Annotated in this window: 15 protein-coding genes and 1 pseudogene; 1 reads left to right on the plus strand and 15 read right to left on the minus strand. The window is 30.5% G+C overall.

The window, feature by feature from the left end; translation table 11 throughout:
* Window positions 1-130: 130 nt before the first annotated feature.
* Entirely contained in the window at window positions 131-1,024 is an 894-nt protein-coding gene (gene ftcD / locus CLLI_RS13990; RefSeq protein ID WP_106064808.1) for a glutamate formimidoyltransferase, read from the minus strand.
* Between the two features lie 223 nt (window positions 1,025-1,247).
* Window positions 1,248-2,480: a sodium/glutamate symporter gene (gene gltS, locus CLLI_RS13995; RefSeq protein ID WP_106064809.1), complete on the minus strand. Its 1,233-nt coding sequence runs from the start codon at window positions 2,478-2,480 to the stop codon at window positions 1,248-1,250.
* Between the two features lie 261 nt (window positions 2,481-2,741).
* Between gltS and CLLI_RS14000 the strand changes: the two genes are divergently transcribed.
* A complete protein-coding gene (locus CLLI_RS14000) occupies window positions 2,742-4,031 on the plus strand; it encodes an amidohydrolase family protein (RefSeq protein ID WP_106064810.1) in 1,290 nt (429 codons plus the stop codon).
* A gap of 227 nt (window positions 4,032-4,258) precedes the next feature.
* On the opposite strand, the pseudogene CLLI_RS15155 reads toward CLLI_RS14000, so the two are convergent.
* The 13 genes and pseudogenes from CLLI_RS15155 to CLLI_RS14065 form a co-directional block, all read right to left on the minus strand.
* A pseudogene (locus CLLI_RS15155) lies at window positions 4,259-4,327 on the minus strand (IS200/IS605 family transposase); the annotation flags it as partial.
* A 257-nt stretch (window positions 4,328-4,584) separates the two neighbouring features.
* Window positions 4,585-5,772 (minus strand): dicarboxylate/amino acid:cation symporter, encoded by a 1,188-nt coding sequence (locus CLLI_RS14010; protein ID WP_106064811.1) that lies wholly within the window; start codon window positions 5,770-5,772, stop codon window positions 4,585-4,587.
* A 50-nt stretch (window positions 5,773-5,822) separates the two neighbouring features.
* Window positions 5,823-7,091: an L-cysteine desulfidase family protein gene (locus tag CLLI_RS14015; protein WP_106064812.1), complete on the minus strand. Its 1,269-nt coding sequence runs from the start codon at window positions 7,089-7,091 to the stop codon at window positions 5,823-5,825.
* A 296-nt stretch (window positions 7,092-7,387) separates the two neighbouring features.
* Complete coding sequence (hutH, locus tag CLLI_RS14020) at window positions 7,388-8,932, minus strand: histidine ammonia-lyase (protein WP_106064813.1); 1,545 nt, start codon at window positions 8,930-8,932, stop codon at window positions 7,388-7,390.
* Between the two features lie 74 nt (window positions 8,933-9,006).
* Window positions 9,007-10,314, minus strand: a complete 1,308-nt coding sequence (locus tag CLLI_RS14025; protein ID WP_207655119.1) for a Na+/H+ antiporter family protein — start codon at window positions 10,312-10,314, stop codon at window positions 9,007-9,009.
* 31 nt (window positions 10,315-10,345) lie between these two features.
* On the minus strand, window positions 10,346-11,173 hold the full coding sequence (locus CLLI_RS14030) for a histidine racemase CntK family protein (RefSeq protein WP_479723248.1): 828 nt from the start codon (window positions 11,171-11,173) through the stop codon (window positions 10,346-10,348).
* A 537-nt stretch (window positions 11,174-11,710) separates the two neighbouring features.
* Window positions 11,711-14,773, minus strand: coding sequence for an AAA family ATPase (locus CLLI_RS14035; protein WP_106064815.1), 3,063 nt, complete (start codon window positions 14,771-14,773; stop codon window positions 11,711-11,713).
* Window positions 14,774-14,839: 66 nt separating this feature from the next.
* Entirely contained in the window at window positions 14,840-15,472 is a 633-nt protein-coding gene (locus CLLI_RS14040; RefSeq protein ID WP_106064816.1) for a trimeric intracellular cation channel family protein, read from the minus strand.
* Window positions 15,473-15,517: 45 nt separating this feature from the next.
* Window positions 15,518-16,351, minus strand: a complete 834-nt coding sequence (locus CLLI_RS14045) for a methyl-accepting chemotaxis protein (RefSeq protein WP_106064817.1) — start codon at window positions 16,349-16,351, stop codon at window positions 15,518-15,520.
* A gap of 131 nt (window positions 16,352-16,482) precedes the next feature.
* Window positions 16,483-17,736, minus strand: coding sequence for an imidazolonepropionase (hutI, locus tag CLLI_RS14050; RefSeq protein WP_106064818.1), 1,254 nt, complete (start codon window positions 17,734-17,736; stop codon window positions 16,483-16,485).
* 76 nt (window positions 17,737-17,812) lie between these two features.
* Complete coding sequence (locus CLLI_RS14055; RefSeq protein WP_106064819.1) at window positions 17,813-19,849, minus strand: urocanate hydratase; 2,037 nt, start codon at window positions 19,847-19,849, stop codon at window positions 17,813-17,815.
* A 245-nt stretch (window positions 19,850-20,094) separates the two neighbouring features.
* The gene (locus CLLI_RS14060) at window positions 20,095-21,453 is read right to left on the minus strand and encodes a sigma-54-dependent transcriptional regulator (protein WP_423236804.1); all 1,359 of its coding nucleotides are present in this window, start codon (window positions 21,451-21,453) and stop codon (window positions 20,095-20,097) included.
* A gap of 3 nt (window positions 21,454-21,456) precedes the next feature.
* A complete protein-coding gene (locus CLLI_RS14065) occupies window positions 21,457-23,430 on the minus strand; it encodes a transporter substrate-binding domain-containing protein (protein WP_106064821.1) in 1,974 nt (657 codons plus the stop codon).
* Window positions 23,431-23,458: the final 28 nt, after the last annotated feature.

Below are 23,458 nucleotides of genomic sequence, written 5' to 3' on the forward strand. Positions count from 1 at the left end.
CATGTACTATAATGTATCTAAAGGTTTTTTTCTAAAGAGTTATATTGAGTTTTTATGGGGCTGTGGCATTTAGAATTTATTATTAGTGCCACAGCCTCATTTATTTATTTAAAGGAATTTTCAAAGCAAATTATTCAAGTAATCTTTTTTCAAGAATCTGATTCATATCAAAATTTTCAATTTGTAAGTAATATTCAGCACAATCAAGTAATGCTTTCATTGGAACTGTTCCTATTACTTCACTTCCTATTACTGGGACACCATATCTTTTAGCTTCCATCTTTACCATTTCAAAAGCTCTGTATACTGATGTCTTTTCATAGTTTACAAGGTTCATGGAAACTTGAACTATGTTTCTTTCCTCCAATTTTAATCCTATTGCTTTAACAAATCTTAATCCGCCACCAATAAATCTTACCTTTTTAGCTATAGCGCTTGCTATTTCTACATTATCAGTTCCTAAGTTAACATTAAATGCTACTAATGAAACTCTAGCTCCTACAGCAGTACATCCGCTCTTAGCATTCATAGCATGTGGTCCAAAATCTGGCTTCCATTCTTCAGCCTTAATTTTTTCGAAGAATCCCTCATACTGTCCTTTTCTAATATCTGCTAAATTCTTTCTTTCAGGCTTTGTTGCTGCATCCTCATATAAGTATACTGGAATTCCCCAGTTTCCAATTGCCTCACCAACTTCTTTAGCTAACTGAATACATTCTTCCATTGTAACATCTGATACTGGTGTAAATGGAACCACATCTGTTGCTCCCATTCTTGGATGTCCGCCTTGATGTTTAGTCATATCTATAAGTTCTGTTGCTACTTTTGCTGCATTTATAACTGCTTCTTTTACTTGTCCTGGTGCTCCTATCATTGTAACAACTGTTCTATTATGATCTTCATCTGGTAAATAATCTAATAATTTTACCCCTTTAACTTTTCTTACTTCGTCAACTATTTTTTCAATAAGTACCTTATCTCTTCCTTCACTAAAATTTGGTACACATTCAACTAATTTTGCCATGGTAAACTCCTCCTTAAATTTTATATAAGTTCTATTAATTATAGTGTTTATTTTATAGTATTTATTTTATAGTGTTTACTTTAAAAGCACAATTTTTTGTTTTTTCTGACTTTATTATACTACATATCCATCAACAAATCGTCTAATTTTTGCAATAATTCGCAAACCTTTATAAATCTTGGCTTAATTTGTAGACGCTAATATTGATGTGGCTAATTATACATTATTTAAAATAATTCATAAACCATACTATATTAGGTATTCCAACTAAGTCTATTAAGAATGCTCCGACTAATGGAACTATCAAGAATGCTTTTGTTGAAGGACCATATTTTTCTGTTACAGCTCCCATATTAGCTATAGCGTTTGGAGTAGCTCCAAGTCCATGTCCAGCCATACCAGCTGCCATAACCGCTGCATCGAAATCTTTTCCCAATGCTTTGAATACAATAAATAGTGTATAAAATATCATAAATACTACCTGAGCCATTAATACCACTATCATTGGGCCTGCTAAACTTGCTAATTCCCAAAGTTTTAATGTCATCAAAGCCATGGATAAGAATATTCCTAAACTTACATCTCCAATCAAATCAATGGTATAAAAATCTAATTTAACAATTTTAAACTTATCATTTAAGTTTCTGAATATAACCGCAGTAAACATTGCCCCTACATAGCCTGGAAGTGCTGCGCCTGTTGTTTTAGTAATCCATGTACTTGCCATAGCTCCAATAGTCATACAAACAGTTATAACTGCTAATTGAAGCAAAAATACTGACGAAGTAACATTAGATTTTTCACTAATACCTGCCGCTTCCTTATAAGATTCTCCAACTGATTCATCAACTTCTGTTGGTTTTAAATCATATTTATCTATTAAATGTTTAGCTATAGGACCGCCTATCAACCCACCAGCTATAAGTCCAAATGTAGCAGCTGCTATAGCAACTGTAGTTGCACTTTGAACTCCTAAAGCTTCTGCTGTTGGCCCAAAGGCTGCCGCTGCACCATGCCCGCCTTCCATAGAAACAGCACCCATCATAACTCCAAGTATAGGATGAATATGAACCAGCTTAGCCATTGAAACCCCAATTACATTTTGCATTACTGCCATTATGGAACATAATATCCAATATATAATCAATGGTTTTCCACCTTTTTTTACAAGGCCAAAGCTTGCACCAAGCCCGATAGTTGTAAAGAATGCTATCATAAAAGGTGATTGAAATGTGGTATCCATACTTATTGTTATAATATTGCTCTGTTTTAAAATTAAAGCTAAAATTGAAAATAAAAGTCCACCGATTACTGGAGCAGGTATGCAAAACCTTTCAAAGAAATTAATTTTCTTTCTTAAATAGGTACCTAAAAATAATAGCAAAAGTGATAATGCTAAAGTTGCAATCATGTCAACGTTTAATGTTAATACTCCCTTTACAATTTCTATTTTCATATTAATCCTCCCTTTTTTTATTTTTTATAATATTATATAGCAAAATTCATGCCAACACATTTATCAACCAAATATTCAGTAAAATGTAACTTTTCTGAATTATTCTACCCTGCACTTTTTGCCGCACTGCAATTTTTGCAGGCTATTTTCAAAATATTTAATCTCTTTAATATTTTTCTCTAGCAATTTAAGAGGAATAATTCTATAATTGTCGAAATAATAGATAATATACAAGAATATAATATAAAGGACGGGATATTTATGAAAAATAAAGCTTTAATAACAGGTGTTTTTAGGAAAGATAAAAGTGATAAAAAAGGTTATATCATAGCAAACTTAGATACTGGATTAATAGAAAAAATTGTTTTTGATGAAATTCCTCCTGAAAATTTTACTGGTGAAATAATAAACTATGAAGAAAATTACACAATTTGTTCAGGTGACTTTAATTGTCATTCACATCCTGAACAATCCATCTATACAGATATAATAGATAAGTCTTGGGATTTAGGCACTTGGTGTAGAAATACCATATACAAATATAGCGTAAAATTACAACCAGAACATGTATATTTAGGTTGTTTAAGAGCTTTTTCCAGAATGCTTACTTTAGGTGTTACCTCTGTAATGGTTTCTTTTTATTGCCACGGAAATAAAAAAAATCTTTTAGATAGAGAAGTAATAAGAGCAGCAGAAGATGTAGGCATACGATTATATTTTGGTAGAATGAATTATGATATTATAAATGAAGATGCTTATGAAGGTAAAAAGGCATCTCAAAAAACTTATTATGAAACTCCTGAAGAAGCAGAAATTAATTTCATGATGCTTTCTGGAGAAGCTTGTTCTAATAATGTAGTAGTTGCCCCTTCATTACATAGTATCCATGCTTCAACAAAGGAAGCTATTATAAAAGGAATTAATTTGGCATTTGAGTATGGTAAATACATTCAATTTCATCTTTCCGAAGATAAAGGAGATGTAGATCTATCTCTTAAACTTTATGGCCTAAGACCTATAGAATTTTTAGAATCTTTATTAAAGAAAAACGAAATAAAAAGCTTAGGACATGTTATTTTATCAGATTGTGTATGGATTGATGATAATGAAAGAGACATAATTAAAAAGTATAATATGAAAGTTGTTTTAAATCCAAGAATGAATAATAGAATAAAAACCGGAGAAGCTGATTTAAGAAAACTTTTAGATAAAGATATACCTCTTTACCTTGGAACAGATGGAGAAGCTAGTAATGATGATTTATCTATTACCGGAGAACGTAATTTCCTAAAAAATAGATATACAGATATCAATAGTGATACTATTGACAGTATTGGAACTACTCCATTAGCATTTAACAATGGTTTTATAGGAAACATAGATGTAAATAATTTTTGTGATTTGAAGGTTCTTAATAAAGATGGAAATATAAAAGATGTTTTTGTTGGAGGGAAAAAAGTTGTAGAAGATGGTAATCTAATTACTATGGACATGCAAAAGGATATTGAAGCTCCACTAAAAAAATCTTTAAATAAGCTCTTTATATTTTAGTTAACAGTTGACAAAGGATTAAATTATAAATACTAAAGAATAAATAATAGATATGGATAATTTTTCTCCATTAACATTACGAAAAATCATTTAAGACTAAAGCGGCCAGTAGGCCGCGTTTTTTTGCTTTAGCCTCTAAATTAGGCGATAGCCTATAATTCAAACCATAATTATGTATTAAAATTGATTCAATTTAAATTTTTTACATATTGATTTTTTTAAATGCTATATTTGGGTGCAAATACTATATGATATTTACATCTCCAATTAGTATGTGCTAAACTATTATTGTCCATTTTGGGCAATACCTCTTTTGATTTTAGATTGGCTGGCGAAACCATATCTATTATATCAAAGTGAGGTATTTTTTTTCAACGCTTAAGCTTTTCTGAACACACCTGCATAGCAGGTGGTTTTATTTATAGACAAAATCTGTCGCACTAATTTTTAGTGCGACATCCCCTTTATAATTATAAATTTTTCATGGCAACAGCCAAGAAAAATTATCCTTAACTGTCCACTGTCAATTATCAATTGTCCACTATACAAATATTTAGCCTGTTATATTAGAACTATCAAATATATTATATCTTTCAACTATGCCTGTCAGCATAAGTGCTATGGCTCCATCGCCAGTAGCATTACAAGCTGTTCCAAAGCTATCCTGTAGTGCAAATATAGTTAATACTAATGCCACTGCTGAATCATTAAATCCTAATATTCCTGTAATTAATCCTAGTGAAGCCATTACTGTTCCACCAGGTACCCCTGGAGCACCTATAGCAAAAATACCTAATAATATTATAAACTGCACCATTTGAGCAACAGGTGGTAATGTGCCATACACTATCTTTGACACTGTCATAACAAAAAATGTTTCTGTTAAAACAGAGCCACACAGATGTATAGTAGAACATAATGGAATTGCAAAATCTACCATATCATCTCTTAAAACGGAAGATTTACGAGCACATTTAAGAGCTACAGGTAAAGTAGCTGCACTAGACATAGTTCCAATTGCTGTTAAATATGCTGGCCCATAATGCTTTACCACTTCTAAAGGATTTTTCTTAGACATTGCTCCACCTATAATATACAATAATGTAAGCCAAATAATATGGCCTATTATTACTAATAATATGACAATTAAAAATACTGGTAATTGTTTTGTAATACTTCCCTCATAAGCTAATCCTGCAAAAGTTGTAGCTATAAAATATGGAAGAATAGGGATTACTACTCTTGTTACAATGGAGAGCATAATATTTTGAAACTGATCCAACAACTTTTCAATTAAATCTGAATTTGTCCAAGCAGTGGCAAGACCTATTAGAACTGCGGTAATTAATGCTGTCATAACAGACATAATTGGAGGTATATCTAATTGAAATACTATTTCAGGTAATTTCTTTAATCCTTCTGCATTACTAGTTATAGATAATTTCGGGATAATAGCATAGCCAGATATAGCTGAAAAAGTAGCTGCTCCAATAGATGAGATATATGCTATAACTACAGCAATTCCCAACATTTTGCTAGCATTAGATCGCATTTTAACTATAGAAGGTGCAATGAATCCTATAATTACAAGCAGTACGCAATAGAAAATTACTTGTCCTAATACATACTTTATAGTCATTACTACTCCTATTACACCCTCAGATGAAACAAGTCCTAATATAATTCCCCCTATTACTGCTATAAATAGTTTTAATACTAAGCTGTCTTTCACCTTACCCATGATAACTTCCTCCTATTTAATATATTTTTAGTAGCTTTACGCTACATTTTTCAACTACACTTTTCCATCATAACATTTAAAATAACTTCATCTGTACAGCTCATTCCTTCAGTAGATACCTTACCCAAATTTTGAATTGATTTTTCCACAGACTGATTTAAAATACCATCATTAGAAGGTACAAAAATATTATCTAGGGCCATTTTTGCAGCATCTAATGCTGAGGATACTGAAATAATTAATTTATATGCACATCCTAATTTAGCTCCATCACAAATCATTCCAGATATACCTGCAATCATATTTTTTATAGCCCCGCATATCTGTTTTATATCTCCACCTAACAAGTATGTTAATCCAGCACTTGCCCCTACTCCTGCAGCTACCCCACAGCCACATACTGCTGACAACGCTCCTGTATAGCTTTTAATATAAATGGTTACTAAATGACTTAAAGCTACACTTCTAATAATTATTTCATTATTTATATTTAATTTCTCCCCAACTGCAGCTATAGGCAGTATTGCTACTAACCCATGATTTCCACTGCCTGCACTGCTCATAACTGGTAATGGATAGCCAGACATTCTAGCTTCACAAGCTGCTGAAGTTATTGCTTTTGCATAATGTTCAATACTTTCATTATCCTTATATAATAGATTCCCCAATCCTAAGCCTAAATTATATTTTAATCCTTCTTCAGCAATCTTTTTATTCATAATAATGCCCTCATTAATAAACTGTATCTTTTCTAATTCTACATTATCTACAAATTCCTTAATATCAGCTATAGAAAATTCTTTAATCCTATCCCTTATACCAATTTGGGAAATCTTTTCTTCATACTGTTGTGAAATACATTCACCATTTCTTTCAAGACATACTATATTTAAATGACTATTTCTAATTACAACCCTGGATGTATTGCTTTTTCCTTTAGCTTCTACTTCTATGTATAGTCCAGTAATCTCTTCTCTTAAGTTTAGATGGATAATATTCTGTTCAATTAAATCTAAAGCTTTTTGAATATCATCAACAGCTAAATCTTTAATAACTTGAAGCTTGTATTCAGATTTCCCAACCACAATGGCTAAAGCTGCTGCCATAATAATACCTTTATTGTTTGTTCCTGGAATACCAACTTCCTTACCATTTTTAAATATATTTTTATCTACACTTATATTCAATTCCATTACTTGCTCTTCAAGCAATTCCTTAGCTTTTGCAACAGCATAAGCTACTGCCATTGGTTCTGTACATCCCAATGCTGGAACTACCCCATCCTTTAAAATATTTATTAGCAAATCCTCATTATACATAAACACTCCTCCTCAAAATTAAGCTCACTTACATTAAATAGCAATTTCAATGCCAAGTGGAATTAATTTACACTGCTGTAAAATCAATGTTCTGAAAAAACTTATATATTATTTTTATCAAAATTGAGAATTATTTAGTATTAATCTTAATACCATTAAGTGTAAGTATTGCTTTTACACCATTCTTCGCTTTTCTCAAATTTAATAAGCTTTTATCATATTTGAGAATAAAATTGAATACAATGGTAAAAAAAATAAACCTGTAAAATTTTACAGGTTTATTTTAATAATTAATTTTAATGTTCTAATTCTACTACGTTTTCAACAGCATCTAGTACTTTTCCACTAGTAATTAATTCTGTAGCTTTATCTAATTCTTTATACATTTCTATATTAGTATCATATTCAATAAAGTCTATTGACCCTCTTATTACTTTGTAAGCTTGTTCAGTTCCTTTTCCTAACTTGAAGCCTTTATCTTTTCTAAAATCTATAGCCTGGCAAGCTGCCATCATTTCTGTAGCTACTACTCTTGTAGAATTTTTAATTATATCTCTAGCTGTTCTTGCTGCTATAGTTCCCATGCTTACTAAATCTTCCTGGTTAGCTGAGGATGGGATTGAATCTACTGATGCTGGATGAGCAAGTATCTTATTTTCTGATACTAAAGCTGCTGCAGCATACTGAGTAATCATAAATCCTGAGTTTAATCCACCATGTTTAGCAAGGAATGCTGGCAGATCATTTAACTGATGATTTATAAGTCTTTCAAGTCTTCTTTCTGATACGTTAGCAATTTCTGCTGCTCCAATTCCTAAAAAGTCAAAAGGCTGTGCCATTGGTTCTCCATGGAAGTTACCACCGGAGATAACGTCTCCTTCTCTTGTTATAATTGGATTGTCTGTAACTGAGTTGATTTCTATTTCAACCTTTTTCTGTACATAATCAATTGTATCCTTGCTAGCACCATGTATCTGAGGTACACATCTTAATGAATAAGCATCCTGTACTCTTAATTCCCCTTGTCTAGTTACATAAGTGCTTCCTTCTACTAATTTTAATATATTTCTTGCAGTAGCCATTTGTCCTTCATGTGGTCTAATTACATGAGTTCTAGGATCAAATGCATCTGTTATTCCTCTTAATGCTTCCATGCTTAATGCAGCTGCAATATCACTAACCTTTAATAATTGTATAGCATCATATACTGCTAATGCTCCAGTTGCTGTTAATACTTGAGTACCATTTATTAGTGCTAAACCTTCTTTAGCTTCTAACTTAATTGTAGGAATTCCAGCCTTGTTCATAGCTTCTTTACCTGACATTATTTGACCCTTGTATTCAGCTTCTCCAAGTCCAAGCATTGGTAAAACCATATGAGCAAGTGGTGCTAAGTCTCCTGATGCTCCTAATGATCCTTTTTCAGGAATACATGGATGTACTCCTTTATTTAACATCTCTATTAAAGTATTTATAGTTTCTATTTTTATTCCTGAATATCCCTTTGATAAAGCATTTGCTCTAGTAAGCATTATAGCTCTTACTGTATCTGTTGAAAATCTTGGACCATATCCACAAGAATGTGAACGTATAAGATTTTCTTGTAATTGACTGCAATCTTCTTTGGATATACTTACATTACAAAACTCACCAAAACCAGTAGTTACACCATAAACAACTTTTTCATTTTCAACTATATCATCAATAATTTTTCTTGATTTTAAAACATTCTTTTTAGCTTCTTCACTTAAAGATACTTTACATCCCTTTCTAGCTACTGCTACCATTTCCTCTAAAGTCAAATCATTTCCTGTTAAAACAACTTCTTTAAATTCTTTCATTTGTATTTCCTCCTTAAAGTGTATATTATTAACTATATATTAGAGCTATATATTAGCTTCATATGCTTCATAAATTAACCCATTATAGCAGCTCCTATCATACCTGCTATGAATAATGGTATATCATAGAATATGAATGTTGGCACACAGGTATCCCAAATATGATCATGCTGTCCATCTACATTCAATCCAGATGTAGGTCCTAAAGTACTGTCTGATGCTGGTGAACCAGCGTCTCCAAGTGCTGCTGCAATTCCTAATAGTAGTATAATTGTTGGTGTGCTCATTCCAAGTTTTATACCTAATGGACAATATATTGCAGCTATAATTGGAATTGTACCAAAGGATGTTCCTATACCCATTGTTACTAGAAGTCCAACTGCAAGCATTAAGAAAGCTCCACCCATTTTTCCACCTACTGCGCTTGCTGTAGAGCTAACTAAAGCTTCAACTGCTCCAGTTTTTCTTAAAACATCTCCATAGCCTGCTGCAACTAACATTACGAAAGCAATAAATGCCATCATTTTTAATCCGCCATCTATCATTTCGTCTATTTCTTTTACCTTTATTGATCCAGTTAGAACCATAATTAGCAATCCTGCTAATGCTCCAAGTGGTAATGATCCTGTAATAAGCTGAACTACAAATGCTCCTATTGCCCCTGAAAGTGCTAACCAGTGTTTTGGTGTCATTTTAACATCTTCAGTCTCATCTAAATCAAGACCTTCTATTTTTATATCCTTATATTCTCTTGGTTTTCTATACGCTACAAGTACAGCTAATAGCAAACCTATAAGCATTGATAATCCGCCAATCCACATTACACTTCCAACATCTTTAGTTGTAATTGGAATTCCATTTTGAATCATTTGGTCTCTTATAATATTATGGAATATAAGTCCAAATCCAACACCAAAAGATACATATGGTGCCTTAAGACCGAAAGTCAATGCACAAGCCACCGCTCTTCTATCTAGCTTCATTTTATTCATTAATGGAATTAGTGGTGGTATTAAAATTGGAATGAATGCTATATGAACTGGTATTAAATTCTGTGAAAAACATGCTACAAAAGCTATAACTAAGGTAAATGCAACTGCTTTTCCCTTAACTACCTTGGATATTTTCTTTGCTAATATTGTTGCAAGACCTGTTTTATTAATTGCAACAGCTAAAGCACCCAAAAGTATATAACTTAAAGCTGTTTCTGAATTTCCTCCCATACCTCCAATTAATGTAGCCATTGTGTCTGTTATAGGCATTCCAGCAGCTAATCCAGCAACTATGGCAGCTATTAATATTGATAGAATTACATTTAGCTTTAGCAGACATAGTACTGACATCACTATTACTGATATTATAACCGGATTTAGTAATATCATTTTTATTCCCCCTTATTGAATAAATTAAATATTATACATTTACTATTCCTTCTGCCACAATTTCAACTGTCCCATTTAAGCATATGCTTTCAACACTGTTTTCAGACCATTTAGTTGTTACTTGAAGCAGTCCCCCAGGTTGTCTTACTTTTTGGTCAATATTTTTCTTCTTCATATAGGTTAATGCTACCCCTAAAGCTGAAGTTCCGGAGGCACAGCTTCTTTCCCAAAAAAGACTATCAGTACCCTTAACATACACTAAAGGTTCTAAAAATTCTTCATTATAGTCATAATACATAATTCCAAAGGCATCATAGTGAGTCTTATCCATTTCATTTTTTATTTGTTTAAAGAAAAGATCTTTGTCCTTTACTTTTTTACTATCCACTATAAAATGCGTAATTCCTTCAAATTCTACCTTTATACTAGAGAAAACGATACCATCTACTTCAAATGAAAAATCGCTAATCTCCTTAGGTAAAGGCATATTAACTTGTGATAAGTAAGTATTATCATCTTCTGTTTTATATACCTGGCAATTAATTATAGAATCAATTCCCGATACTTCTAATTGAACTGTATGCCCATCTTCTGCTTTAGTAATATTAGGATACTGGTTATGTACCATCAATGCTGCCAAAGCTCTTGTAGCATTACCGCAAAATTCACCTCCCATCATTTGAAGTCTAAGACATTTATCTTCTAGTTCTTTGTGTACGATTGCTTTTTCAATAAAACCAACTTGTTCTGCACAAATATTACTATAACTCATCAATTTCTTTGCTACATGCATTTGCATATTCCTTGGAACTTGATCTAAAACAAATATTGTCATGTTCTCCACCGGATTTACCTTCACAAAATGCAGCTTAATTTTCGTTTCCTCCTCTCTAAGAGTTACTTGATCTTTATTACAGCCTAATTATATCATGATTTCGTCAAATAAAAGTCTATTTTGAATTTTTTAAAAATTTAATCATTCAAATTCATTTATCAATTCAAAATAGATATATACTGTATTTCTTTTACTTTTAGTTATAAATATAGATATAAGCTTAAAATTCCTGTGTAATTCACTTGATTCCTGGCTATTTTCTTATAATTTACGTCTACAAATCGTCTATTTTTTAATTTTTCTCATTTTTAAATTGCCTTTTGAATTTTCAATATATTATATATCTAACATGCTTTTCTTTCAATTTTAGCGCAATTCCGAATTATCATAATAAACCTGTAAATTGCTAAAGCTGCATTATGCTAATGTTTTAATTCATTATCGCTTTATCTATGTGATTTACTAAATTAGAATAATTTCACTTGCAAATACAATAAAAATATCCTATAGGGCAGACTTTTTAATGTCTACCTCGTAGGATACATTAGGCCAAAAATTTACCTAATTTTTATTAGCCTTTCTCAATACATTTATTACTTCTATTTCATAATTATCTCTTGCTTCTTTTAAGAATTTTATTCCTTCATCACAATAATAATCTATATCTTTGTCTAAATATTTACTGTATATTTTATTTAAGTTTTCATTTCCTTCCATACTAACCCTTATTTCAGCTTTAATCCTATAAACTACACCTATCTCATGAGGGTTTTTAAGCTTTTGGGAATGTGCGTCTGCATTCTTTAGATATTGTAATCCTTCAGAATAATTTCCCTCCTTTACATATAGAAGAGCCATAAAGGCTTCTAGTATGGAACGTCTCCATATGGAGTCAAATTGGTTATATAGGCTGTAAGCCTTTTCAAAATAATCTTTAGCCCCATAGTAATCTCCCATATCAAAAGCTGCTTGCCCAGCATTTATATTAAATACAGCTAAACTAGTTAATGCATTTTTATTTTCACAAATAGCAATAGCCTTATCATAGTAATTTAAGGCTTCTGAAAATTTCATGTTAAATCTTCTTATTTCGCCAATGTAATTATAGGCCGCTGCAATATTTAAAGAATATTTATCAGCTACCTGCTTAGTTACATTAAATATATTTATAGATTCATTTAATAATTTTTCTGCTTCTTCATATTCTCCACACATTATTTTGTATAGACCTTTTAATCTTAATAAAATACCTATTTCCTTATGATAGTTACATTCCACAGCTAAATCCAATGCTAATTCTACATATCTTATCATAAGATCAGTTTTATTGGTTTGAATACAATAGTATATCATTTGTTTATATCCTTCAAGGCCATAATCCCTGTCTTTTATCTCAATAGACTTTTCAATCATTTCCTGTATAAAGGCTGTCCCCTGTTCATAATCTCCTTCTCTTATCAAATACCTGCCCTTCATATGAAGAAAAGCTATTTCTAATTTTACTACCTGTTCTGTTGCTCCCTCTTTCTTTTTAACTTCCTTTAATAAATTATCAATATCCTTTAAATGCTTTATAGTTTGCTGCTTACTAAAATACGCATATTTATAAGCTTCACTATCTGGATTACTTAATATTGGAAAAAGTTCATGACTAAAATTTAAATAATAATTTAAACTTTTTATTTTATAATTTAAAGATTTTACTCTATTATCTCCATTAGAATAATGATAAATTAGTTTGTGATAAGTATTTATATCTGTTTTATCATTTTTCAAACCCTTCTCTAGTAAATTTCCTATCTTATTATGAAGAATTTTTTTTCTCCCATCAGATTGTTTAATATAAACAAATTCTCTTAATTTTTGATGGGTAAATTTAAAACTAATTTTATCATTACTATTTACTTCTTTTAAAATAAATTTATTTTCTAATTCCTCTATTATATCTATTAATTCCAATTCATCTTTACCAGTTAAGTCTTCCAATATATCTAATGGAACTTCATCAAAGAATAAAGATGCTATATTTAATATTTTCTTTCCCTCGTCTGATATATATAGGAATCTGCTTTTTAATATATCCTGCATTTTAACAGACATTATATTTGTATCTCCATTAGATTTAATAATATTTAAATACTCTGTTAAAAAAAATGTATTTCCTTCCGTCTCATCATATATCTTCTTTAGCATTTCCTTTGTCATATTATAATTAGGAAGAGCCTTTCTTATGAATCCCTCTACCTCTGTACTAGTAAACCTAGGCAAATTTACAGTTATTACTTTATTATAACTATTCATTGTGGTCATAAATTTATCTATATTGCTATCGTATTCATTTCTGCATGTAGCAATAAATATATTATTATTTTTATTCTGATGCAGCATTACGCTGCTAAGTAAAGATAAACTCATGCTGTCCATCCATTGAATATCATCAAATATGAAAATAACCTTCTTCTTTTCATTAATCTTCTTTAATATATCTGTTAACACATCACCTATCATTTCATATTTTAAAGTATCAATATTTTCTATTAACTTTATATTTGGATTAGAATCCTTTTTATGAAATTCTGGAAATATTGTAGAAATTATATTCTCCCATATGGTTGGAATATTTATTTTATCATTTAATATAGTATCTGATATTTTAGAAATTATGGTATTCCACGGTTTTAAAAAATATTCCTTTTCTACTTGATAGCAACTAGTTTCAAATATATATGTTTCGTCTTCATCTATGTCTTTTACAAACTTATCAATAAGCCTTGATTTGCCTATACCCGCTTCCCCTGTTATAATAATAGATTTACCATCATTGCCTTTTATGAACTTTTCATAATTATTTTCTAATAATCTCAATTCATTACATCTTCCATAGAAAAATTCATTTGTACTTTCCTTCTTATTTCCATTTGATTCATTCATTATGTCCAACACTTCGTTAAATATTTTTCTTGTATGCTCATCAGGAGCTATACCTAACTCTTTGTCCAATAATTGAGAAAGCTTGTTATATGTTTCTATTACTTTTCCATAATTTTTATTTTCTTTGTAATATTCCATCAATATTCTATAGGCTTTTTCATCAAATTCATCTACACTAATCAATAATTTTGCATATCTTTCTATGTTACTAGCATTACAATTGTTAATATCCTTATTTATTTGATCATATAGCTTTCCTTGATATTGTTCTTGATAATTTTCCCTTGCCTTAATTATCCAATCTTCAAATTCCTCAGCATTTTTTACAAAAAATCCTTGAAGAAATTCTCCTGTATAGGCTTCAATCCATTTTTCATTATCATTTAAGAAAATATCTATATCTGATTTTATATCTATGTCACCATTTAACATAACAATAGATTTTTTAGGAGATATAAGTATCTCTTCACCAAAGGATTTTTTTATTTTGTAAATAGCATTTCTTAAATTTTTCTTTGCTATATTTTCATTCTCTTCACTCCATAACAATCCTGCTAGTTCATCCCTGCTAGCCTGCTTATTAACTATTAAATAGTAGAATAAAGCCTTTACCTTATTATATGGGAATAAAATTTCTTTGCCATCTTTTGTTACAATGGGAGTGCCAAACATTTTTACATAAATACTGCTCATGTATTATCCCCTCTTTTTCATCATATGATTTAGGAATATCCTATTATTTAGTATAATATATAAAAACTATAATGTAAATTTTGATTTTTCTTTTTCAGACCTGACCTTAGGTAGATGTAAGCCGCATTTTATTGACAAAACTCTAATTATAAATGTAGTAAAAAAACATATATAGGAAGCGGTATATCCATCAAAAATTTTTCTGGCATATATAAGTGTTATGGCTCCAAGTATGGAAGCCACTGCATATATTTCTTTTGTAAAAACAAAAGGGATCTCTTGAGCAAATACATCCCTTAATATTCCTCCTCCTACTCCAGTGAAAAGACCAAGAGAAACTATTATAAATGTTCCTGTAAAATTATGATTTATAGCCACGTTACACCCAATAGCTGTAAAAGCTCCAAGGCCAATGGCATCTGATATTTGAATTATATTATTAAGCTTGTTTAATTTGTTATAAAATATAAATACTATTAATGCCGAAACTATACTTATTACGCAAAAATAAGGATTAACAAATGCTGTAGGAGGTGTAATTCCAATAATTAAATCTCTAAATACTCCTCCTCCAACTGCAGTTGTTATAGCTAAGAATATGGTTCCAAATAAATCCATTTCCTTTGAGATTCCTACCATTGCTCCAGATATAGCAAAGGCAACTGTTCCAATTATCTCGAAGACATGCATCAATCCCATAATACAATTCTCCTTTTTAAATTCTCTTGGAGTCATCTTAAAATACTAGTAGTTTGAGGAAATTTCTTTCAAGCTTTCAGCCGTAGTATTAAGTTCTTGAATAGAAGCTGTCAATTCTTCCAGAGCTGCTGCTTGATTGTGCGAAGTTTCATTTACTTCTTTAATACTATTTAAAATATTTCCAACGGACGCTTGTATTTCTTTTATGACCTGATTTATTTTAGTAATAGATTCATTGCTGGAATTAGATAATTTTCTTATCTCGGAAGCCACAACAGAAAAACCTTTCCCAAGTTCACCAGCTCTAGCCGCCTCGATAGACGCATTTAGCCCTAAAAGGTTTGTTTGTTTTTCAATATTTTTAATAAAAGATAATATTTCATTAGTATTTTTTGTTTTTTCAAAAGCTTCATTAGCTTCTTTTAATACTACATCATTTGAAGCTGCAATATTTTGAACACCACTAGAAACCTCACTGCTAGCAGAAGAAATTTGATTTAATGCCATAGAAAGATTCTTGGATAGATTTAAGATTTCCTCCTGTCTTTTCAAGCTTTTTCCTATAGAAACCACTCCAGCAATTTCACCATTACTGCCTTTTAGTGGAACTGCAATAGATTTTAATTTAAACCCAAATACCTGCTCAGGCACTATTTTACATATAGTTTTTTTTGTTTTTAATGCCTCCTGGGTAGAACTGCCTTCTTTTATAGCTTTACCTACGGTTATATCTGGTCTTATATTTTCACCTGGTAAAAAATCTATAAACTTTTCCCTATCTGTTAATGCAAAGCTGACATCTTCGTCAAGCAAACTAGATAGGTATGGACTAACTTCACTAAAAGATTGGAGAATACTTTCATCAAATTTATCTTTCATATAAATCACCCCTTCTTTAATTATAAACAAAATTCTGATAATTAAAAAGCAAATTCACTTATTTTATTAAAATAAGTGAATTCACCTGTGTGCTAACCGAAGATATTAAATATATATAAAATACTTAATAACTAATTTTTGTGAACTAATACTCCATTTTTTATAACCTTTTCTACTGTGTTTACTCCTGTATTATATGGTAAGAATTTATAGGATGGATATTCAAGTATTACTATATCTCCTTTTTTGCCTATATCAATGCTGCCAATGGAATCAGCTCTATCTATTGCTGCAGCACCATTTATAGTCATAGCAGTTATTGCTTCTTCTATGCTCATATTCATATATATAGTAGCTAATGCAAACATCAATGGTATAGAATTAGTAAATCCACTGCCAGGATTAAAATCTGTGGCTAAAGCTACTGCACATCCATTATCTATCATAAATCTTCCCCTAGCAAAAGGTTCTTTTAAACAAAATGCAGTGGTTGGTAAAAGAGTACTTACTACACCCTTTTCTGCCATATCCTTTATTCCTTTATCGGAAGCATGAAGTAAATGATCTGCTGAAACCATTCCTAATTCTGCTGCCAATTCAGATCCACCAAGCTGAACAATTTCATCTGCATGTATTTTTAATTTCATTCCATATTCTTTAGCTTTTAAAAACATTTTTCTTGATTCTTCTACTGAGAATACTCCCTGTTCACAGAATACATCAAAGAAATCTGCCAGCTTATTTTTTGCCACTTCAGGTAATATCTTTTCTAACATAAAATCTATATATTCATCTGTTCTTCCTTTATATTCATCAGGGACTGCATGGGCTCCTAAAAAAGTCCTACAGATATCTACAGCATGTTCTTTATCTAATTCTTTCATAACCTCTAGTTGCTTCATTTCTGTTTCATAGTTTAATCCATAACCGCTTTTTCCTTCTACAGTAGTAACTCCAAAGCTTAGCATAGAATCTAGTCTTTTTTTGCCTAAGTTAAATAATTCTTCCTTGGAAGCATTTCTAGTACTTGTTACTGTGTTAACTATTCCCCCACCCCTATTCATGATTTCCATATAGCTGTCTCCACGAAGTCTCCAAGAGAATTCTTCTGCTCTATATCCACCGAATATGAAATGAGTATGGGAATCAACAAATCCTGGAAGAACACATTTGTTCTTAGCATCAATTGTCTCATATTTAGTCTCATCATACTTTTTTAATATATCCTCTGTGGTACCTACATCTTTTATTATTCCATCTTCTATTACTACAGCACCATCTAAAATTACATTAATATCTGACATATCTTTTCCAAACTTAGCTTTATTACCACTACATGTAACTAATTCTGAAGAATTTTTTATTAACATATTTCCTTTTTTCATTAATACCACCTACTTCAATATATAGTTTTGCAGTATACACATATTGTATACTGCAAAATTTTGTGATTATTTTATTTTATCTATGAATTTTTTTAAATACGCCTTCTACAGCATTTGCAACCATCTTGTCATCTGCTAAATATGGAAGAGTTATATGATCTGTTCCTTTATTAGCTTTGTTAAATTCTAATACTGTTTCAATTGAATGTTCATTTCTAGCCCAAGAACGTCTAGCAACTCCACTCATAACATCCCATGATAAAGCAGATTTAATTGTTTCATCAACTCTATGGCTTCCATCAAGAACTAAACCAAATCCGCCATTTACAGATTTACCAATACCAACTCCACCACCATTGTGTAAAGCGACTAAGCTCATACCTCTAGCAGCATTACCAGCATAGCACTGTACAGCCATATCAGCCATTACATTACTTCCATCTTTAATGTTTGAAGTTTCTCTAAATGGTGAGTCTGTACCTGATACATCGTGGTGATCTCTTCCCATCATAACTGGTCCTATTTCACCATTTCTAACCATTTCATTGAACTTAAGAGCTATTTTTATTCTGCCATCAGCATCCTGATAAAGAATTCTAGCTTCAGTTCCTACAACCAATGAATTCTTTTCAGCATTCTTTATCCAGTTGTAGTTATCTCTATCCTGGTATCTTCTGTTAGTATCTATACATTCCATAGCAGCATGGTCAGTTTTAACTAAGTCTTCATGTTTTCCACTTAAGCATACCCATCTAAATGGTCCATATCCATAGTCAAATAACTGTGGTCCCATTATATCTTCAACATATGATGGCCAGATAAATCCATCTTTTTCATCAATACCATTCTTTGATATTTCTTTAACTCCAGCATCATAAACTGCTTTCATGAAGGAGTTACCATAGTCAAAGAAGTATACCCCTCTATCAGTTAAAGCTTTAATTACTTGGAAGTGATGTCTTAATGTTTTATTTACTAATCCTCTGAACTTTTCTGGATCTTCCGCAAGTAATCTAGTTCTTTCTTCAAATGTAATTCCTTCTGGACAATAACCACCTTCATAAGCATTATGGCATGAAGTCTGGTCTGAAAGAAGGTCTATATGAATATTATGATCTACTGCATATTGAAGTAAATCTACTATATTTCCATAGTAAGCAATAGACATTGCTTCTTCTTTTTCCTGTGATTCTTTAGCCATAGCAAATACTTCTTCTAGATTTGCTGACCATTTTTTAATCCATCCCTGTTCAAGTCTTGTATCTATTCTTGACTTATCTACTTCTGCAATAATTCCTACACCATGTGCTATTTCGCAAGCTTTACCCTGAGCACCACTCATTCCTCCCAAGCCAGAAGTTACGAATAGTCTTCCTCTTAAATCTCCATCATTAGGAATTCCTAATTTTAATCTTCCTGCATTTAATATTGTGTTAAATGTTCCATGAACTATTCCCTGTGGTCCTATATACATCCAACCACCAGCTGTCATCTGTCCATAGTTTGCAACTCCCATTTCTTCGGCTACTTCCCAATCCTTTATGTTATCAAACATACCAACCATTAATGCATTTGTGATTACTACTCTTGGTGCCTCTGGTTTTGATTTAAATAATCCTAGTGGATGTCCTGATTCCATTACTAATGTCTGATCCTGTGTCATTGCTTCTAAGTATTTCTTTATTAATCTATACTGCATCCAGTTCTGGCATACGCTGCCTGTTTCTCCATAAGTAACAAGTTCATATGGATATAATGCTACATCAAAGTCTAAGTTATTATCAATCATAACTTGAAAAGCTTTACCTTCAATACAATTTCCTTTATATTCATCAATTGGCTTCCCATAAATCTTTCCTTCTGGTCTAAATCTATATCCATAAATTCTTCCTCTAGTTGTTAACTCTTCTAAGAATTCAGGGATTAACTGCTCATGATATTTTTCTGGTATATAACGTAAAGCATTTTTTAATGCTATTTCTGTTTGAGCTTTTGTTAAATGAAAACCTCTATCTGGTGCTCTTCTTATACCTTTCACGAATTTTGGCATTTCTGGTAGATAATCATCTAGTTTTATTGTCATTGCTTCTGAAATATCAAAGTTTTTTGTCATAATCTTTTCCTCCCTATTTATATTAAATATTTATTTGCTAAATTCTTGTTTTACCTTACGAGCTTATTATATAACATCTTCGTCTTTAAAGCGTCTATGTATTTTATATATTCTGAAATTTTTGATTAATATTTAAAATTTTTTGACGTTGAATTTATAGACGCTAGCAAAAAATTACAAAGTAATTTTTTAGTTGACAGATGCCAATTGTCAACTGTCCTCTAAAAAAAGTGCTTCACACTTTTTTAAAGTTTGTATTCCTTAATTTTATACCTCAAGGTTCTTTCCCCTATATTAAGTACTTCGGCCGTTCTTTTTCTATTTCCGTCAAATTTTTTCAAAGTATATTCTAAAACCTTTTTTTCAATTGTTTTTACATCTTCCCCAACAAATACAGGAATTAAATCATTTTCATCAATAGCAATATTTTCTTTATTAAATATTTCTTCAGGTAAATCTTCTTCCTTTATATAATCATTTTCTGTAAGCACTATAGCCCTTTCTATAATGTTTTGTAATTCCCTTACATTGCCATAAAAATTATATTTTTCTAGTGCATCTAATGCTTTAGAGGTTATACCTTTAATATTTTTATCTAACTTTGCATTATATTTTTTTATAAAGTACTCTATAAGTTTAGCTATATCTTCTTTGCGTTCCCTTAAAGGAGGCATATTAATGTTAATTACATTTAATCTATAAAATAAATCCTGTCTAAATCTATTATTTTTAATCTCCTCTTTTAAATCTTTATTAGTAGCAGATATAAGCCTTACATCTACGTGTATGCTTTTAGAAGAACCTATAGGTCTAATTTCTTTATCTTGAATAACCCTTAATAGTTTTGTTTGCAGATTAATATCCATATCTCCTATTTCATCTAAAAATAGTGTCCCTTCATGAGAAAGCTCAATAATCCCTTTTTTATCTTCTATAGCCCCTGTAAATGCCCCTTTTTTATATCCAAAAAGCTCACTTTCTAAAAGATTCTCAGGAATGGCAGAGCAATTAATCACATTGAAAGGCTTATCCTTTCTTTTCCCATGAAAATGTATAGCCCTAGCTACTAATTCTTTTCCCGTGCCGCTCTCCCCCGTTATTAATACATTTATGTCAATATCTTTAACTCTATCTATTAAATCAAATACTTCTTTTATTTTTTTTGAACTTCCTATAATGCTATATTTTGAATCTTCATCTATTTGATTACTTAAATATTTAATTTTGGTATTAAGCTTTATATATTCTTCGCCTTTCATTAATAATAGGCTTAATTCTTCAATATTTATAGGCTTAGTTATATAATAAAATGCACCAGCTTTCATAGCATTCACTGAAGATTCTATGGTGCCAAAAGCTGTCATAATTATCACTACTAGTTCTGATTTAATAGCTTTCAGTTTTTTTAGAACATTTATGCCATCACTTTTCCCTAACTTAAGATCTAATAATACCATATCTATATCTTTTTCCTTTATCATTTCAATAGCACTTTCTTCATCATTAGCAGTAAATATGCAATAATTATCTTCCAATGCGAAACTTAAAGAGGTACATATGGAAGTTTCATCATCAATAATAAGCAATTTATACAATATTATCACCTCTTAATTATTTTGAAATTCTAATAAAAATTTTGTCCCCTGATTTTTATAACTTTGTAAAGATATACTTACCTGATTTTCTAACAGTAATTGATAAATTACAAAAAGCCCTAACCCAGTTCCGTTGGCTTTAGTAGTATAAAAAGGATTATATATTTTATCCATATCTTTTTCATCTATTCCACATCCATTATCTTCTACATATAATACAATTTTTTTGCCCTCAATTTTAGTATAAATGTTAATAACTTTATATTTTTTATCCATACTCTCAATAGAATTCAATATTAAATTTATCATTACTTGCTTAAGATGATTTTTGTCCATAAATATGTGTATGTCTTTACCTACATTAATTTTTATATCCACGTTGTTTTTTAAAGCCTTATCCTTAATTAGTAATAAAATTTCATTTAAGGATTCTAATAGATTTATATTTTCTTTAAATGGCTTTCTAGGTCTAGAATATTCCAAAAGATCATTTATCAAACTGTTTAATCTTTCTATTTCCTTTGGTATATCAATAGAAATCATTTCCCTAAATTTCGGATTGTCATATTTTTTTGGTATAAGTTCTGCATAGGTTTTTATAGAAGTCAATGGATTCCTTATTTCATGAGCTATTCCAGAAAGCAATGTACCTAAAGACTGCATTTTATCTTTAGTTCTTATAGCCTCCTGTGCTAGCTTTTCTTCTGTTATATCTCTAAAACTTATAATGGTTTCCCAATTATATTTATCATTATTATTTAGTAAATTTATTTTATAATTTATATACATCTTGTTTCCACTTATATTCACTTCATTTTCAACATTCTTTTTCTCCATGCTATCTAGGAAAAATATATCTTTTAATATTGTTTGTTTATAATTTTTCCCCATTACACAATCTACGTTTAAGTTTAACATATTAAGTGCTGCTGTATTAATGAAGGAAATAATTCCATCTCTATTAATTGTAATAATTCCATTAAACATTTTGTTTAATATTTGTTCTCTGAATTCTTTTTCCTCATTAATCTGTTGGTTCTTTTTCAATAAAGCTATATTAGTTTCCTTGATCTTATGAGTTTGTTTTTGTACTTCTTCCTTTAATAAATCATTCCACTCATAAAATGCTAATAATGCTATAGCAAAAATAACTATTATTAATAGTGCTATTTTACTTACATTTTGAACATACCATTTTGGATAGTTAATATCATATCCAAACCATTTTCTAAATGTAATTTCGTAGGTGCCATTATCTTTTATTTCTTTAAGTGCTTTATTAATTAAATTTAAAGTTTTTCTGTCACCTTTTCTTACAGCTATTGCATAATCAGTAGGATTTAAAGGTGTGTCTACTATTTTAATTTTATTTCTTGCATTTAACTTATTTATGTAATTTACCCCAGTCAAACTATTTCCTATATATGCATCTACTTCTCCATTTAGCAGCTTCTTAAAAGCTTCCTCTTGATCCTTTGTATAGACTATATTTACCTTAGGGAGAGTTTTTAAATTGCTTATTGCTACATCTCCTTCTTGTACAGCTACTCTATGTCCGCTAAGTTTTTCATAATCATCAATGTTATCATTTTGAGACAGCACAAAAATTAATTGAGTATTCTGTAAATATCCTTTAGAAAAATCATAGTATTTCTCCCTATCTTCTGTGTATTTCATTCCCTGTATTAAATCTATCTCCCCTGCTTTCAATTTTTCACAGGCTTCTTCCCATTTCATAGGATAGAATTGTACATCAACACCACTTACTATAGAAATGGCTCTAATTATATCCACATTAAAACCTGTATACACTCCATTTTCATCCATGTATTCAAAAGGTGGAAAATTTATATCCCCTGCTACTTTCAAAACAGGCTGCTTGTCCTTATTATTTGAATAATTTTTATAATTTCTCCAGCTAATACCTGCTAAAACTACTACACCTAATAAAATAAATATAATAATCCACTTTGGTTTCTTTTTCATCTTTTCTCTGCTCCCTTACTAAAATTTT

Origin of the sequence: Clostridium liquoris (genome assembly GCF_002995785.1) — a bacterium.
In the GTDB taxonomy this organism is placed as follows: domain Bacteria; phylum Bacillota; class Clostridia; order Clostridiales; family Clostridiaceae; genus Clostridium_AO; species Clostridium_AO liquoris.

What these genes read in the sequence shown, in the direction of transcription:
- gltS (WP_106064809.1), bottom strand. Translation starts at nt 2,480, where the DNA reads ATGAAAATAGAAATTGTAAAGGGAGTATTAACATTAAACGTTGACATG.
- CLLI_RS14045 (WP_106064817.1), bottom strand. Translation starts at nt 16,351, where the DNA reads ATGAAAGATAAATTTGATGAAAGTATTCTCCAATCTTTTAGTGAAGTT.
- hutH (WP_106064813.1), bottom strand. Translation starts at nt 8,932, where the DNA reads ATGAAAGAATTTAAAGAAGTTGTTTTAACAGGAAATGATTTGACTTTA.
- CLLI_RS14025 (WP_207655119.1), bottom strand. Translation starts at nt 10,314, where the DNA reads ATGATATTACTAAATCCGGTTATAATATCAGTAATAGTGATGTCAGTA.
- hutI (WP_106064818.1), bottom strand. Translation starts at nt 17,736, where the DNA reads ATGAAAAAAGGAAATATGTTAATAAAAAATTCTTCAGAATTAGTTACA.
- ftcD (WP_106064808.1), bottom strand. Translation starts at nt 1,024, where the DNA reads ATGGCAAAATTAGTTGAATGTGTACCAAATTTTAGTGAAGGAAGAGAT.
- CLLI_RS14055 (WP_106064819.1), bottom strand. Translation starts at nt 19,849, where the DNA reads ATGACAAAAAACTTTGATATTTCAGAAGCAATGACAATAAAACTAGAT.
- CLLI_RS14015 (WP_106064812.1), bottom strand. Translation starts at nt 7,091, where the DNA reads ATGTATAATGAGGATTTGCTAATAAATATTTTAAAGGATGGGGTAGTT.
- CLLI_RS14065 (WP_106064821.1), bottom strand. Translation starts at nt 23,430, where the DNA reads ATGAAAAAGAAACCAAAGTGGATTATTATATTTATTTTATTAGGTGTA.
- CLLI_RS14010 (WP_106064811.1), bottom strand. Translation starts at nt 5,772, where the DNA reads ATGGGTAAGGTGAAAGACAGCTTAGTATTAAAACTATTTATAGCAGTA.
- CLLI_RS14000 (WP_106064810.1), top strand. Translation starts at nt 2,742, where the DNA reads ATGAAAAATAAAGCTTTAATAACAGGTGTTTTTAGGAAAGATAAAAGT.
- CLLI_RS14040 (WP_106064816.1), bottom strand. Translation starts at nt 15,472, where the DNA reads ATGGGATTGATGCATGTCTTCGAGATAATTGGAACAGTTGCCTTTGCT.
- CLLI_RS14035 (WP_106064815.1), bottom strand. Translation starts at nt 14,773, where the DNA reads ATGAGCAGTATTTATGTAAAAATGTTTGGCACTCCCATTGTAACAAAA.